10 protein-coding genes are annotated in these 15,809 nt (G+C 67.7%); all 10 read left to right on the forward strand.

Features of this window, described 5'->3' with window-relative positions; genetic code table 11:
- Nucleotides 1–3: 3 nt before the first annotated feature.
- The 10 genes from C8D95_RS06345 (at nt 4) to C8D95_RS06390 (ending at nt 15,808) form a co-directional block, all read left to right on the forward strand.
- Entirely contained in the window at nt 4–1,662 is a 1,659-nt protein-coding gene (locus C8D95_RS06345) for an alpha-amylase family glycosyl hydrolase (protein WP_109758317.1), read from the forward strand.
- A gap of 38 nt (nt 1,663–1,700) precedes the next feature.
- Complete coding sequence (locus C8D95_RS06350) at nt 1,701–2,822, forward strand: ABC transporter ATP-binding protein (protein WP_109758318.1); 1,122 nt, start codon at nt 1,701–1,703, stop codon at nt 2,820–2,822.
- A 69-nt stretch (nt 2,823–2,891) separates the two neighbouring features.
- Nucleotides 2,892–3,884, forward strand: coding sequence for an SLAC1 family transporter (locus C8D95_RS06355; RefSeq protein WP_164721675.1), 993 nt, complete (start codon nt 2,892–2,894; stop codon nt 3,882–3,884).
- A gap of 468 nt (nt 3,885–4,352) precedes the next feature.
- Nucleotides 4,353–5,804: an IMP dehydrogenase gene (guaB, locus tag C8D95_RS06360; RefSeq protein WP_109758320.1), complete on the forward strand. Its 1,452-nt coding sequence runs from the start codon at nt 4,353–4,355 to the stop codon at nt 5,802–5,804.
- 63 nt (nt 5,805–5,867) lie between these two features.
- Complete coding sequence (locus C8D95_RS06365; protein ID WP_109758321.1) at nt 5,868–7,844, forward strand: hypothetical protein; 1,977 nt, start codon at nt 5,868–5,870, stop codon at nt 7,842–7,844.
- A 15-nt stretch (nt 7,845–7,859) separates the two neighbouring features.
- A complete protein-coding gene (locus C8D95_RS06370) occupies nt 7,860–9,026 on the forward strand; it encodes an RsmB/NOP family class I SAM-dependent RNA methyltransferase (RefSeq protein WP_109758322.1) in 1,167 nt (388 codons plus the stop codon).
- Nucleotides 9,027–9,102: 76 nt separating this feature from the next.
- Nucleotides 9,103–11,406: a hybrid sensor histidine kinase/response regulator gene (locus tag C8D95_RS06375; RefSeq protein ID WP_241239658.1), complete on the forward strand. Its 2,304-nt coding sequence runs from the start codon at nt 9,103–9,105 to the stop codon at nt 11,404–11,406.
- A 162-nt stretch (nt 11,407–11,568) separates the two neighbouring features.
- A complete protein-coding gene (gene recA / locus C8D95_RS06380) occupies nt 11,569–12,654 on the forward strand; it encodes a recombinase RecA (RefSeq protein ID WP_109758323.1) in 1,086 nt (361 codons plus the stop codon).
- A 198-nt stretch (nt 12,655–12,852) separates the two neighbouring features.
- Complete coding sequence (gene alaS, locus C8D95_RS06385; RefSeq protein ID WP_109758324.1) at nt 12,853–15,519, forward strand: alanine--tRNA ligase; 2,667 nt, start codon at nt 12,853–12,855, stop codon at nt 15,517–15,519.
- A 1-nt stretch (nt 15,520) separates the two neighbouring features.
- Nucleotides 15,521–15,808 carry a DUF1330 domain-containing protein gene (locus C8D95_RS06390; protein WP_109758325.1) on the forward strand — a complete coding sequence of 96 codons (288 nt, stop codon included), beginning with the start codon at nt 15,521–15,523 and terminating at the stop codon, nt 15,806–15,808.
- The last annotated feature ends 1 nt before the right edge of the window (nt 15,809 follow it).

Below are 15,809 nucleotides of genomic sequence, written 5' to 3' on the forward strand. Positions count from 1 at the left end.
TGAATGAGTTTCCTGGATCCTACCGTCGCCTCGGACTCCGCCATCATCTCCGACCCCGACTGGTGGCGTGGCGCGGTGATCTATCAGATCTATCCGCGGTCCTTCCAGGATTCGAACGCCGACGGCATCGGCGATCTGTCGGGCATCATCCACCGCCTGCCGCACGTCGCATCGCTTGGCGTCGATGCCATCTGGCTGTCGCCGTTCTATACCTCGCCCATGCTCGACTTCGGCTACGACGTGTCGAACTACCGCGACGTCGACCCGATGTTCGGCTCGATCGGAGACTTCGACGCGCTGGTCGAAAGGGCGCATGACCTGGGCATCCGGGTGATCGTCGATCTCGTCATCAGCCACTCGTCCGACCAGCACCCCTGGTTCAAGGAAAGCCGCTCGTCGCGCGACAACCCTCGGGCTGGGTGGTACGTGTGGGCCGACGCCAAGCCCGACGGATCGCCGCCGAACAACTGGCTGTCGATCTTCGGCGGCCCGGCGTGGGAGTGGGACGGGCAGCGGATGCAGTACTACCTGCACAACTTCCTGTCCCAGCAGCCCGACCTCAACTTCCACAACCCGGACGTCAGGAAGGCCCTTCTCGACGTGACGCGCTTCTGGCTCGACAAGGGTGTCGACGGCTTCCGCATGGACACGGTCAATTTCTACTTCTGCGACGCCGAGTTGCGGGACAACCCGCCGCTGCCGGATGCGTCACGGTCGGACAAGATCGCCCCGTCGGTGAACCCCTACAATTTCCAGGACCACCACTACGACAAGAACCGCCCCGAAAACCTTGAATTCCTAAAGGAATTTCGCCTGCTTTTGAACGAGTACGACGCGGTGACCTCGGTGGGAGAGGTTGGCGACGCGCAGCGTGGCGGCGAGATCCAGGCGGCCTATACCTCGGGCGGCGACAAGCTGCACATGGCCTATGACTTCGACCTGCTGTCGAACGAGTTTCCCACGGGCGAGCGGGTGCAGGCGGCGATCGCCAAGTCGGTCGGTCTTGGCCCCGACTCATGGCCCTGCTGGGCCTATTCGAACCACGACGTCGTGCGCCACGCCTCGCGATGGAACCTGTCGGACCCCGCGCAGCGCGTCTACATGGCGCTTCTCCTGTCTTTGCGCGGCACGGTCTGCCTTTACCAGGGCGAGGAACTGGGCCTGACCGAGGCCTACATCGCCTTCGAGGACCTGCAGGACCCCTACGGCAAGCGGTTCTGGCCCAGGTTCAAGGGCCGCGACGGCTGCCGCACACCGATGCCCTGGAACTCGGACCTGTCGAACGGCGGCTTCTCGGACGGCAAGCCCTGGCTGCCGGTCGCGATGGAGCACATCCATTCGGCGGTCGAGACGCAGGATGCCGACGCAAAGTCGATCCTGGTCTTCTATCGCCGGATGATCGAATTCCGCCGGGCGCATCGCGCGCTTCTGAAAGGCAGGCAACTGCCGGTCGAGGCGGACCAGAGTTATATCTCGTTCATTCGGGAGCACGACAACGCCCGCGTCTTCTGCGCCTTCAATCTGTCGGACGAGGATCGCGGCGTGACCATGCCCGACGGCGCCTGGCGGATCGACCGCGCGGCGCCGTTCCGTGCGGAGGAAGATGGAGACGCCGTGACCCTGCCGCCTTGGCAGGCTCTTTTCGCGGTGGTGGGAGACTGAGGCGCCGCAAGGCGCAAAGGGATACGAGGGAGGACAACATGGCTGGACTGGTTCTGAAGGACGTGGCCAAGGCCTATGGCGACGTGCAGGTGCTGCGGGACATCGACCTCGATATCCAGCAGGGCGAGTTGATCGTCTTCGTCGGCCCCTCGGGCTGCGGAAAGTCGACGCTTCTGCGGATGATCGCGGGCCTCGAGCGGATCACCGGGGGCACGCTGACCATCGACGGGCAGGTCGTCAACGACGTGCCGCCCTCCGAGCGCGGCATCGCGATGGTGTTCCAGTCCTACGCGCTTTACCCGCACATGACGGTGCGCGAGAACATGAGCTTCGCGCTGCGGATCGCCAAGAAGACCCAGGCCGAGATCGACGAGCGCGTCGAGAAGGCGGCGAAGACGCTTCAGCTTCACAACCTCCTCGACCGTCTACCAAAAGAGTTGTCGGGCGGCCAGCGCCAGAGGGTCGCCATCGGCCGGTCCATCGTGCGGGACCCCAAGGTCTATCTCTTCGACGAGCCGCTCTCGAACCTCGACGCCGCCCTTCGCGTCGCGACCCGGATCGAGATCGCGCAACTGAAGGAGGCAATGCCCGAGCGGACGATGGTCTACGTCACCCACGACCAGGTCGAGGCGATGACGTTGGCCACCCGCATCGTCGTCCTTGCCGGCGGCGGCATTGCGCAGGTCGGCACGCCTCTCGAGCTATACGAGCGGCCCGAGAACGAGTTCGTGGCCCAGTTCATCGGCTCGCCGTCGATGAACCTGCTCCCGGGCGAGATCACCGGGACGGGCGAGCGCACCACGGTGCGGCTCGCCGGCGGAGGCATGGCCGTGTCCGCCATCCCGACGCGCGCCGACGACATGGGCAAGCAGGTGAACATCGGCGTCAGGCCCGAGGATTTCTCGGAAACCACGGGCGAGGCGGTGTTCGAGGGGAAAGTCTCGATCATCGAGGCGCTTGGCGAGGTGACGCTCCTCTACTTCGAGCCGGTCGAAGGCGCGGACCCCGTGATCGCGAAGCTGGGCGGCATCCACAAGGATCTGCGTGGCCGCACCGTGCGCCTGACGGCCGATCCCTCGAAGGTTCACATCTTTCACGACTCGCAGTCGCTTCTCTATCGCGATGCGCCGGTCAAGCGGATCGCGACCAAGGCGCACTGACCTGCGCCGTCCTGCCGCCTGTCGGAGGGTCCGGGGGCGTGGCATGAGAAGTGGCAGGAGGATCGTCCCGTGCCTCATTTTCCGCCGCCGCCACAACTGTCGCCCCGCGTGGGACCGCTGCGCCGCGTTCCGCCTGCGATCTTCTCGGCCCTTTTGGGCGCCCTCGGGCTGGGTCTTGCCTGGCGGACCGGGGCAGGGGGCCTGGGAGCGCCCGCCGGTTTGATCGAATCCTATATGGGGGCCGTCAGCCTTCTCTTCGCCTTTGCGCTCGCAGCCTATGCCGGGAAGGTCGCGCTGCGGCCGGGTGTGGCCGCCGAGGATGCCTCGACCTTGCCGGGACGCGCGGGCCTTGCCGCGCTCGCCATGTGCCTGATGGCCGAAGGCGCCGTGCTGGCGCCCTATGCGCCGTCGCTAGGGATCGTGTCGCTCGGGGTTGGGACTGCGGGTCTCCTGGTCCTTGCCCTTGCGGTGCTTCCGAAGAGGCTTCGAGGCACCGACACGGCCGGACCGATTACCCCCGCCATGCACCTCGTCTTCGTGGGCTTCATCCTCGTCCCGGCGGCTGCGGTCCGGCTGGGGATCTGGGAGACGATCCTCGTTCCCCTGATCTGGTACTGCATCCTGGCGTTCCTCGTGATCTTCGCAGCGACGATCCGGCCGCTTCTCTCGGGCGAGGCGCCGGCGGCGCTGCGCCCCCTGCACGCTATCCAATTGGCACCGCCCTCGCTCGCCGCCAGCGCGGCTGTGCTGACCGGCCAACTCGTGCTGGCCGTGGTTGCGCTGGCGCTCGCGTCGGTCATTGCCGCGGTCCTCGTTCTTCGCGCGCGCTGGCTGACCGAGGCCGGGTTCAGCGGCTTCTGGAGCGCCTTCACCTTCCCCTCGGCCAGCTTCGCGGGCGCCACGATCCTGATCGGCGGCGCCTACGGCAGCCCGGGCGTCAGGCTTGCAGGCGGGGTGCTGCTGATCGCGGCGACGGTCATCGTCCTGCCGGTGGTCTACAGGGTGATGAAGCTTTGGGCCTCGGGGGCCCTCGCCGCGAAGACGAACGCGGCCATCGCCTGAGGCTTTGTCGGCAGCGGCGCGCCAATCTCAGCCGATGTTCGTCATCGTCGGTGAGATTGCGGCGCGTCAACGCGAAATCAACCAGATCCGGACGTCGATTCGCCCAGCTTTCCCGCCACGTTGTCCTTGTTGCCGAGTGACCTGTTCCGAGACGCCCCTGTTCCGCCCGCGCCCGTTGCGCGCGCCGCCCGCGTCCGACGCCTTCGATCTCGCCACCAGCGCCATGCTCTCCGATCTCTCGCGCCCCACGGGGTTGCGATCGAGACGGGGAAGCTGACGGTCGTTGTGCGTCCTGCGACGCAAGCGGCCGCGGGGGAAGAACGGGCGGCCCCATGCGGGTCGCCCGTTCTCGTTTCAAACCACAAGATTTTGCGGATTCGGTGACAGGACCCGCGATTTGGGGGTTTCTGTCGCGGTCGGCCCGTGAAATAGGGAAGCGTCAAACGAACCCTCCCAAGGAGAGACCCGATGGAGATTCGCGAGGCGCTTACCTTTGATGATGTCCTGCTTGTTCCGGCCGCGTCGCGCGTCCTGCCGTCGACGGCCGATACCCGCACCCGCGTGACCCGCGACATTGCGATGAACATCCCGCTCTTGTCCTCGGCGATGGACACGGTGACGGAATCGCACATGGCCATCACGATGGCGCAGGCCGGCGGCCTGGGGGTCATCCACCGCAACCTCGACATCGACGAGCAGGCGCGCGAAGTGCGGCGCGTGAAGCGGTTCGTCTCGGGCATCGTGTACAACCCGATCACGCTGACCCCCGACCAGACGCTGACAGACGCCAAGGCGCTTCAGGAGCGTTACAACGTCACCGGCTTTCCCGTCGTCGACGAAATGGGGCGGGTGCTGGGGATCGTGACGAACCGCGACATGCGGTTCGCGACGTCGAACGACACGCCCGTGAGGGTGATGATGACGTCCGACAACCTCGCCATGCTGGCCGAACCCGCCGATCTCGACGAGGCGCGAAGCCTGATGAAGGCGCGGCGGATCGAGAAGCTGCTGGTTCACGACGGCAAGGGCAAGCTCACGGGCCTTCTGACGCTGAAGGACAGCGAGCAGGCCGTGCTGAACCCAATTGCCTGCAAGGACCGTCTTGGCCGCCTGCGGGTCGCCGCCGCGACCACGGTGGGCGATGCGGGCTTCGAGCGCAGCCAGGCGCTGGTCGACGCGGGCGTCGACATCATCGTGATCGACACCGCGCACGGCCATTCCGAGGGCGTCGCGCGCGCCGTCGAGCGCGCCAAGACCCTGTCGAACGAGGTCCAGATCATCGCCGGCAACGTCGCAACCGCCGCGGCGACCCGCGCGCTGATCGACGCGGGCGCGGATGCGGTCAAGGTCGGCATCGGACCCGGCTCGATCTGCACGACGCGGATGGTCGCGGGCGTGGGCGTTCCCCAGTTGACTGCCATCCTCGACTGCGCGGGCGAGGCAGGCGACGTGCCCGTCATCGCCGACGGGGGCATCAAGTTCTCGGGCGACTTCGCCAAGGCCATCGCGGCGGGTGCATCCTGCGCGATGGTGGGCTCGATGATGGCGGGCACCGACGAAAGCCCGGGCGAGGTCATCCTCTACCAGGGCCGGACGTTCAAGTCGTACCGGGGCATGGGATCGCTCGGCGCCATGGCGCGGGGATCGGCGGACCGGTATTTCCAGAAGGACGCGGCGTCGGACAAGCTCGTGCCAGAGGGAATCGAGGGTCAGGTGCCTTACAAGGGCCCTGCTGCGGCAGTTATACATCAGTTGGTCGGCGGACTTCGCGCGGCGATGGGATACACCGGTTGCGCGACGGTCGAAGACATGCGACAAAATTGTCAATTCGTGAAGATCACCGGGGCGGGGCTCAAGGAAAGTCACGTCCACGACGTACAGATCACACGCGAAAGCCCAAACTACAGAATGGGCGGTTGAGAACGCGGGCAGGCTGGTTTCGGCTCCCTTCTGGGGAGCAGCAGCTATTTGCGAGTGGAAATTATGGCCGACCGCGCCTACAGGTCTAACGAGAAACCGGACGACGCCGTCGTAGATCTCGACGCCGACGAGCGTTGGGCTGCGCGCCTTGCCGAGGCCCGCGCCCGCCGCGAAGTCGCGCTGCGCGAGAAGGCCGCCGGCAAGACCCTTCCCAAACGCCGCCCCATGCCGTGGGAGGAAGACGTCGAGGACGACGAGGCCTTCCGGCCTCAGCCGCTGATCGTCGTTCAGGAAAAGACCGACGACCACTTCGACTTCGCCGACCGTGTCGATGCCCTGCGCGAGGCGCGCGAGGCCGAAAAGGCCGCGTCGGAAGAGCCGTCGCTTATCACGCCTGCCATGGTGGATCGTCTTTACGCAGACGACGCGACCGGGCTCTATCCGACCCCGCCCCTGGTCCAGCCGTCGCGCCGCGATGACGGGCTGGTTCCTGACGGTGCGCCGAACGTCCATGACATCGCCGCACGCCAGGTCGCGGCTCAAGCCGCCGCCGCAGCCGTCGTGGCCGAGACCGATCCGCAGCCCGAGAGCGGCGCCGTTGCAGGAACGGCCGACCCGGCGCGCGTCTATGTGCGCAACCGGCCGCGCGGCATGGCGCTTTTCCTGATCGCGCTCGCCGCCTTGCCCTTCACCACCGTCGCCCCTCCGCTTGAAAAGGGTCCGGCCGCCGCGCCTCCGCCGCGGTTCGGGCTGGTGCCGGCGCTTGGGCTGACGACGTCGATGCTCTGGCGTCCCGGCGAGACGGTCTCGGGGGAATGGCGTGCGCCGTCCCTTGTGCCGCCGGGCAAGCCGCTTGCCGCGACGATCGCGACGCCTGCCGCCATTGCCCGCGACATTGCCGGCCTCGAGGCCTATGTGCCGCCGTCCGAGACGGCGATCGTCGTGCCAGTGTCTGCGCAGGCGCCGGGCTTCTCGACGGGTGGTCCGGGACAGCTCTTCGAGCCGGACGCCGACGTCGCACTGCCGCCGAAAGCGCCGATCATCTATTCGCCCGTCCCCCGCTCGCGTCCCGCGCCCCCGGCCGAGACCGGAACCTCCGACGGCGAAGGAGCCGCCGGAACGCCGCAGCTCTTCTCCGAGGACGTGCCGGCCGTGCGTCCGCCCGATCTGGGCGAGGCGGTCGTTCCCGACCCGACGCCGGCCGGGATGGAGGCGCCGCCGGCGCTCGAGGTGATTCCGGCCGAGGCCGCTCCCGAGGAGACGGCGCCGCAAGACGTAACGCCCGCAGTCACCTCGGATGGTTCTCTGGATGTGACGATCCTGGTGCCGCAGACGACGGACGCGAAGATCGCGCAGGCGCTGTCGCAGGACCTTCAGGAGCGCGGCCACTCCGTTACGCAGGTGAAGGAAGTCGACTTGTCGATCGCCTCGCGCAACCTGCGCTACTTCCACGACACCGACCGGAATTCGGCGGCTAGGCTCGCCGAGGCCTATGACGCCGAACTGAAGGACTTCACCTGGTTCGAGCCCAAGCCCGCCTCGGGCGTGGCCGAGATCTGGCTGTCGGGTGACGGCGCGCCGCAGGTGGTGGCTCAGCCGCAGAAGCCGCGCGCGGTGGTCCAGCCGAAGGTCGTCCAGACGCTTCCGCCGCAGCCGCAGGTCATCATCGTCCGCAAGAAGCCGCAGGGTCTTTTCAGCCGCATCTTCTCGGGCAATGGCCGCACCACGGGGTCGCGGAACGACGGTCCCGATCCTGTGTACGCCGCGCCCGCCACGCCATCGGTCGGCGTGCCGACGGCTCCCTCCACCGGAGGCAGCACGGGCGGAAGCACCGGAGGCGATCCGGTCGATAGCGGCGGTGGCATCGACGTCGATATCGGCGGAGGCGGCATCGACGTGGACGTCGGCGGCGGCGGAACCGATGTCGATTCGGGCGGTGGCGAGGATACCGGCGGGCCGGGCAACAGCGACACCAGCAACGGAAATGGCGGCGGCAGCGACGGCGGAACCTCCGACGGCGACACCGGCACCACGGACTGAGACCGCACCGGCCCGATGACCCCCGAAGCGCGGGTGGCCGCGGCCATCGACATTCTTGACGCCGTGCTCGACGGGGCCGTGGCCGAGCAGACCCTGACCAATTGGGGCCGTGCTCACCGTTTCGCGGGGTCGGGAGACCGCGCCGCGATCCGCGATCACGTATTCGATGCCCTCCGCAGGCTGCGTTCCTCCGAATGGTCGGGGCAGGGCCGGACTGGCCGCCGCGTGATGCTCGGGCTTCTGCGGAGCAGGGGAGAGGACCCGGACGGCCTTTTCACCGGCATCGGTCATGCTCCGGCTCCCCTTACCGACGAGGAACGCGCCCTGCCGCCCCCTCTGGGCGATGCGCCCGAGCCGGTGCGGCTCGACGTGCAGGACTGGGTCCTGCCGCGCCTCCAGGCGAGCCTCGGCGACGCGACTGCGCCCGTGCTGGACGCCCTGCGCGACCGCGCCCCCGTGTTCCTGCGGGTCAACGCGGCACGGACGAGCCGGGAAGCGGCGCAATCCGATCTGGCGCGCGAGGGGATCGAGAGCCGGCCGCATCCTCTGTGCGGCACGGCGCTCGAGGTCACGGGACATGCGCGCCGCGTGCAGGCGTCGGCTGCCTATCGCGACGGCCTCGTCGAGCTTCAGGACGCTGCTTCGCAGGCGGCCGTCGCGGCCCTGCTGCCCTACGTCACGGGCGCAACCGTCCTCGACTATTGCGCGGGCGGCGGCGGCAAGGCGCTGGCATTGGCGGCAGGAGGTGCGGGGCGCGTCCTTGCGCACGACGTCAATTCGGGGCGCATGTCCGACCTTCCCGCGCGCGCCGAACGGGCGGGGTGCCGCATCGACGTGGTCGCGCGGCCGAAGGGTGGCATGGACGCGGTTCTCTGCGATGCGCCCTGTTCTGGCAGCGGGGCATGGCGGCGGCAGCCCGAGGCGAAATGGCGGCTGACCCCGCATGCGCTGGAGGATCTGACGCGCATACAGGACACCATCCTGGACGAGGCCTCGCCTCTGGTACGACCGGGAGGCTATCTCGCCTACGCGACATGCTCGCTTCTCGACGAGGAGAATGGCGCTCGGATCCAGGCGTTCCTGACGAGGACGACAGGCTGGACCGAGGTCGCGCGCCAAGTATGGACGCCGCTCGACGGCGGCGACGGCTTCTTCATCGCCGTACTTCGCCGCGCGGAGTGAGGCCCGCCCCTTGGCTTTAAGGAGTCGTTAACCTTTCCGTCCCAGACATCGGGGGTGAACCTCGGGCGCGGAGATCGTGACGCACCTTCAGCCGGCTGCCGCATTTCTTCATCTCGCCACGCCCGAAACGGGGCGGCGGGTCTTCCTTTGCCTGATCCTGTCCGGTCTCGCGGTCCTCGGCGCGGCGCTTGCCCCTCACCCGGTGGTGCGACCGCTTCTGATGGGTGCGGGCGCAGGGTTTCTGTCCGTGTCGCTGATGAAGGGCGCGCAGGCTGCGGCGGTTCGGCTGCGGAGGCTTGTCCGGCGGCCCGCCGTGGTCAAGCGGCTGAGGGAAGATCCGCACCCGGCGTTCCTGACCGACCGCTGGCTGGCCTATATCGATCGGAACCCTGCCGCCGAGGGCTTTGCCCACCTGATCCCCGGCGCCCCGCTTGCCGGTGTCTTCGTCGGCCACTTCGCGGCACCCGAGGATGTCCTGCGCGCCCTCGCGGCAGGTGCGCTGGCGTCGGGATCGGCCACGCGCCGCGTGGGGGAAGACGAACTGACCGTGACCTTGGCCGAGGGCGGCAGCCTTCTGTGGTCGCTGGCCCCCCGCCAGGCCCCGCAGGCGCTGCCCGCGACAGCGCCGGAGCCCGCGATCCTGACCGTCTCTGCCGAGGGGCGCATCCTCGACATGAATGCCGGCGCCTCGGCCCTGATCGGCGACCGCCCCGAGCGGCTGTCCGACCTCGTCGCCGATCTTCCGCTGCGCGCGGACGGCCGCCACAGGCTGCGCCTCGCGGAGGGAGAGGCTGCCGTGACGCTGTTCGAGGTGCCGGGCGACAAGGAGACGCGACGCATCGTCGTCGTTCCCGACGCGCGCGTTGCCGCCGCCGACCGTCCCGCGGCGCTCGGCTCGCCCGGTCTTGTCGATCTGTTGCCGGTGCCGATGCTGAAGATCGCCGTCGACGGAACTCTTTTGGAAGCGAACACGCAGGCGCGCGCGCTCTTCGAGCTCGATCCCGGTCCGCTGCCGCCGCTCTTCGAACTGGTCGAGGGGATGGGACGCCCGATCGCCGACTGGCTTGCCGCCGCGGCCGAGGGCAGGGGGCTTCTCAAGCCCGAGATCGTGCGCGCCGTCGTGCCGGGGAAAGAGCTTTTCTTACAGATAGCACTTGGCCGAGCGGTCGAGGACGGGGAGGTCACGCTTGTCGGTCTTCTGAACGACGCGACCGAATTGAAGACGCTCGAGGCGCAGTTCGTCCAAAGCCAGAAGATGCAGGCCATCGGACAGCTTGCGGGCGGGGTGGCGCATGACTTCAACAACCTGCTCACGGCCATCGGGGGCCACTGCGACCTGCTTCTCCTGCGCCACGATCCGGGCGATCCGGACTATGCCGACCTGATCCAGATCAGCCAGAACGCCAACCGGGCCGCGGCGCTGGTCGGACAGCTTCTCGCCTTTTCGCGCAAGCAGAACCTCAAGCCACAGGCGCTCGACCTGCGGGACACGATGTCGGACCTGGGGCATCTGCTGAACCGCCTGATCGGCGAGCGGATCCGGCTCGACGTCAAGCACGGGCCGGGGCCGCAGGACATAAGGGCCGACCGCCGTCAGCTCGAGCAGGTGCTCGTCAACCTCGTCGTAAATGCGCGCGACGCCATGCCTGACGGGGGCACGGTGACCATCGAGACCCATAGCGAGGTCCTGACGGACGACGTGACCCGCGACCGCGCCCGCGTCCCCGCCGGAAATTACGTGGTGATCGAGGTGCGCGACACCGGCATCGGCATCGCGCCGGACGGTCTGTCGAAGATCTTCGAGCCCTTCTACACCACCAAGAAGACGGGAGAGGGAACGGGTCTTGGCCTGTCGACGGCCTATGGCATCGTCAAGCAGACGGGCGGATACATCTTCGTCGACAGCGAGACCGGGCGGGGCACGGTCTTCAGCCTGTATTTCCCCGCCAATTCGGTGCCGGCGGACCCTGTGGCGCCCGTCGTGTCGCTGCCCGCGCGCGCGCCTTCCGGGCGGGGCGACGGGGTCATCCTTCTTGTCGAGGACGAGGCTCCGGTCCGCGCCTTCGCCTCGCGGGCGCTGAGGATGCGGGGCTATACGGTGGTCGAGGCCGAGAACGCCGAGGTGGCGCTGAAGATCCTCGACGACGACGGCTTCCGCGTCGATGTCTTCGTCACCGACGTCATCATGCCCGGCATGGACGGCCCGACCTGGGTGCGGCAGGCCCTGAAGAAGCGTCCCGACACTCGCGTCGTCTTCATGTCGGGCTATGCCGAGGAGGGCCGGGCGGAAAAGCAGTCGCGCATCCCGAACTCGGTGTTCCTGCCGAAGCCGTTCTCGCTGCAGCAACTGACCGCCCTGGTGCAGGAACAGGTGTCCTGAGGCGCGAGGCGTAACGCTTCCTTAACCGCAACGGCACATAGAATTCGAGACAAACCGGTTGCAATGTTCTCTTTTTGATCTCATAACGGTCACAAGAACAAGAGGCGAACACGAGCAAGCGTTGCCGCTCTGCGGCGGACGTGAAATAAGGAACAGGATCCCATGGCCACGGCTGAACTCCTAAGCATGACTCCCAAGAAAGACAGCGAAAAGCAGAAGGCGCTCGACTCGGCGCTGGCCCAGATCGAACGGCAGTTCGGCAAGGGGTCGATCATGAAGCTGGGCGGCGACAACCCGATCCCGGAGATCGAGTCGACCTCGACCGGTTCGCTCGGGCTCGACATCGCCCTTGGCATCGGCGGCCTGCCCAAGGGCCGCATCGTCGAGATCTACGGGCCCGAGTCTTCGGGCAAGACCACGCTGACGCTGCATTGCGTGGCCGAAGAGCAGAAGAAGGGCGGCGTCTGCGCCTTCGTCGACGCCGAGCACGCGCTCGATCCGCTGTACGCCAGGAAGCTGGGCGTGAACCTGGACGAGCTTCTGATCTCGCAGCCCGACACGGGCGAGCAGGGGCTCGAGATCGTCGACACGCTGGTGCGTTCGGGTGCGGTCAGCATGGTCGTCATCGACTCGGTGGCAGCACTTACGCCGAAGTCCGAGCTTGAAGGCGACATGGGCGACTCCTCCGTCGGCGTCCACGCCCGCCTGATGAGCCAGGCGATGCGCAAGCTGACCTCGTCCATTGCGCGGTCGAAATGCACCGTGGTCTTCATCAACCAGATCCGCATGAAGATCGGCGTCATGTTCGGCTCGCCCGAGACGACGACGGGCGGCAACGCGCTGAAGTTCTACTCCTCGGTCCGCCTCGACATCCGCCGGATCGGTTCGATCAAGGACCGGGACGAGGTCGTGGGCAACACCACCCGCGTCAAGGTCGTGAAGAACAAGGTGGCGCCGCCGTTCAAGCAGGTCGAGTTCGACATCATGTATGGCGAGGGCATCTCGAAGACGGGCGAGCTGATCGACCTCGGCGTCAAGGCCGGCGTGGTCGAGAAGTCGGGCTCGTGGTTCTCCTACGGTGACGAGCGCATCGGGCAGGGCCGCGAGAACGCGAAGACCTTCCTCAAGGAAAATCCCGACGTCGCCTGGTCGATCGAGGACAAGATCCGCGCGTCGCACGGGCTGGATTTCGGCGGCTCGGACGACGAAGCGGCGAGCGTCGACGACGACGGCGTGGTCGAAGCCTAGGCGAGAGTGATCGCCGGCGCCCTCGCGGTGCCGTGACGGAGGGGGGCTGCGGCCCCCCTTTTTGCCTTCGGCAAATTCACCCCCCCGGAGTATTTCCGCCAAGAAGAAAGGCGTCCCGCCCGGTCGCGCCGCCCATGACGCTTTACCGTCTGATGGGAACGGGTTATCCCGAGCCCTGCCCCGAAAGACGCGTGACCCATGACCAGCCTCAACGACATCCGCTCGACCTTCCTGTCCTACTTCGAACGCAACGGCCACAGGGTCGTCCCGTCCTCTCCGCTCGTGCCGCGCAACGATCCCACGCTGATGTTCACGAACTCGGGCATGGTCCAGTTCAAGAACCTCTTCACGGGGCTGGAGCGCCGGGACTACACGCGGGCGACGACGGCGCAGAAGTGCGTGCGGGCGGGCGGCAAGCACAACGATCTGGACAATGTGGGCTATACCGCGCGGCACCACACCTTTTTCGAGATGCTGGGGAATTTCTCGTTCGGCGACTATTTCAAGGAAGAGGCGATCCCCTTCGCCTGGAACCTGCTGACGCAGGATTTCGGGATCGACAAGTCGCGGCTTCTGACGACGGTCTATCACACCGACGACGAGGCAGCGGCGATCTGGAAGAAGGTCGGCGTGCCCGAGGACCGGATCATCCGGATCGCGACATCCGACAACTTCTGGCAGATGGGGCCCACAGGGCCCTGCGGTCCCTGCACCGAGATCTTCTACGACCACGGCGACCACATCTGGGGCGGGCCTCCGGGCAGCCCGGACGAGGACGGCGACCGCTTCATCGAGATCTGGAACGTCGTCTTCATGCAGAACGAGCAGTTCGAGGACGGCTCGATGCGCGCGCTCGACATGCAGTCGATCGACACAGGCATGGGACTGGAGCGGATCGGCGCGCTTCTGCAGGGCAAGCACGACAACTACGACACCGACACCATGCGCGCGCTGATCGAGGCGTCGGCTCACGCGACGTCCTCGGACCCGGACGGGCCGGACAACGTCCACCACCGCGTGGTGGCCGACCACTTGCGCTCGACGTCCTTCCTGATCGCGGACGGGGTGATGCCGTCGAACGAGGGGCGCGGCTATGTCCTGCGCCGGATCATGCGGCGCGCGATGCGCCATGCCCACATGGCCGGGGCCAAGGACCCGGTGATGCACAGGCTGGTGCCGACGCTGGTGGCCGAGATGGGGCGCGCCTATCCCGAGTTGAGACGCGCGCAGCCGATGATCGAGGAGACGATGAAGCTGGAGGAATCGCGGTTCCTCCAGACGCTCGACCGGGGGCTGCGACTGCTGGACGAGGAATTGACGCGCATACCCGAGGGCTCGGACCTTCCGGGCGAGGCGGCGTTTCGGCTCTATGACACCTTCGGCTTCCCGCTCGACCTGACGCAGGACGCGATGCGCGAGAAGAAACGCGGGGTCGACGTGGCGGGCTTCGACGCGGCGATGTCCGAGCAGAAGGCCAAGGCACGCGCGGCCTGGGCCGGGACCGGCGAGGCCAAGGACGCGACCGTCTGGTTTGACCTGGCCGAGATGCACGGCGCGACCGAGTTTCTGGGCTACGACACCGAGACGGCGGAAGGGCAGATCCTCGCCATCCTGCGCGAGGGCGTGACCGTCAACGCGCTGGAAGAGGGCGAGACGGGCTGGGTCGTGACGAACCAGACGCCCTTCTACGGAGAGGCGGGCGGCCAGGTCGGCGACACCGGCACCCTGCGCGGCGTGGGCGAGGCCGACGACATGGCCGAGGTCGCCGACACGCGGCGCTTCGCGGGCGGGCGGGTCTGGGGGCACCAGGCGACGGTCACGGCGGGAAGGCTGATCGTCGGCGCTCCGGTCGCGCTCAAGGTCGACCACACCCGCCGCTCGGCGATCCGGGCGAACCACTCGGCGACGCACCTGCTGCACGAGGCCCTGCGCGGCGCGCTTGGACCCCACGTCGCGCAGCGCGGCTCGCTGAACGCGCCGGACCGGCTGCGCTTCGACTTCAGCCACCAGAAGGCGCTGACGGCCGAGGAACTGGCGCGCGTCGAGGAAGAGGTGAACGACTTCATCCGCCAGAACGCACCCGTCGAGACGCGCATCATGACGCCCGACGACGCCCGCGCCATCGGGGCTCAGGCGCTTTTCGGCGAGAAGTACGGCGATGAGGTTCGCGTGGTCAGCATGGGCCGAGCGGTCACCGGCAAGGGGGCTGACGGCCAGACCTGGTCGATCGAGCTTTGCGGCGGCACGCATGTCCGCCGCACGGGCGACATCGGGCTTTGCGTCGTCCTCGGCGAAAGCGCGTCCTCGGCGGGCGTGCGGCGGATCGAGGCGCTGACGGGGCAGGAGGCGATGCGCCACCTTGCCGAGCAGTCGCGGCGTATGGCCGAGGTTGCGGGGACGTTGAAGACGGCGCCGGGCGAGGTGGTCGAGCGCGTGAAGGCGCTTCAGGCCGAGCGGCGGCAGTTGCAGGACGAGGTCGCGGATTTGCGCCGCAAGCTCGCCATGGGAGGCGGAGCCGCGGGCGCGTCGGAAGCCGAGGAGGTGGGCGGCGTCAAGCTTCTCGCTCAGGTGGTTTCGGGCGTCAACGGCAAGGATCTTCCTCCGCTTATCGACGAGCACAAGGCGCGGCTGGGTTCGGGCGCGGTCCTGTTGATCGCCGACGCCGGTGGCAAGGCGGTGGTCGCGGCAGGCGTCACGGACGACCTGACGGGGCGACTGTCCGCCGTCGACATGGTGCGCGTGGCGGTGGCCGAATTGGGCGGCAAGGGCGGCGGCGGCCGTCCCGACATGGCCCAGGGCGGCGGTCCGTCGACCGAGAATGCCGAGGCGGCCATATTCGCCGTGAAGAAGTTGATGGAGACCTGACATGCCCGCACTCTGGATCGCCCACGTCACCGTGACCGACGCCGACGCCTATGGCCGCTATGCCAAGCTGGCCGGTCCCGCCATCGAGAAGCACGGCGGGCACTTCATCGCGCGGGCCGGCCGCTTCGTGCAACTCGAGGGCAAGGAACGGCCGCGCAACGTCGTGGCGAAGTTCCCGTCGGTCGAGGCGGCCGAGGAATGCTACAACTCGCCCGAGTACCAGGAAGCACTGAGCCACGCGCGCGGCGCGGCCGAGCGCGAGCTTCTGATCGTCGAAACCACCGAGTGAC

The organism is Silicimonas algicola (assembly GCF_003148765.1).
GTDB classification, from domain to species: domain Bacteria; phylum Pseudomonadota; class Alphaproteobacteria; order Rhodobacterales; family Rhodobacteraceae; genus Silicimonas; species Silicimonas algicola.

Bases quoted from the DNA above. Each gene is read 5' to 3' on its own strand.
- C8D95_RS06345 (WP_109758317.1), top strand. From the start codon at position 4: ATGAGTTTCCTGGATCCTACCGTCGCCTCGGACTCCGCCATCATCTCC.
- C8D95_RS06350 (WP_109758318.1), top strand. From the start codon at position 1,701: ATGGCTGGACTGGTTCTGAAGGACGTGGCCAAGGCCTATGGCGACGTG.
- guaB (WP_109758320.1), top strand. From the start codon at position 4,353: ATGGAGATTCGCGAGGCGCTTACCTTTGATGATGTCCTGCTTGTTCCG.
- C8D95_RS06365 (WP_109758321.1), top strand. From the start codon at position 5,868: ATGGCCGACCGCGCCTACAGGTCTAACGAGAAACCGGACGACGCCGTC.
- C8D95_RS06370 (WP_109758322.1), top strand. From the start codon at position 7,860: ATGACCCCCGAAGCGCGGGTGGCCGCGGCCATCGACATTCTTGACGCC.
- recA (WP_109758323.1), top strand. From the start codon at position 11,569: ATGGCCACGGCTGAACTCCTAAGCATGACTCCCAAGAAAGACAGCGAA.
- alaS (WP_109758324.1), top strand. From the start codon at position 12,853: ATGACCAGCCTCAACGACATCCGCTCGACCTTCCTGTCCTACTTCGAA.
- C8D95_RS06390 (WP_109758325.1), top strand. From the start codon at position 15,521: ATGCCCGCACTCTGGATCGCCCACGTCACCGTGACCGACGCCGACGCC.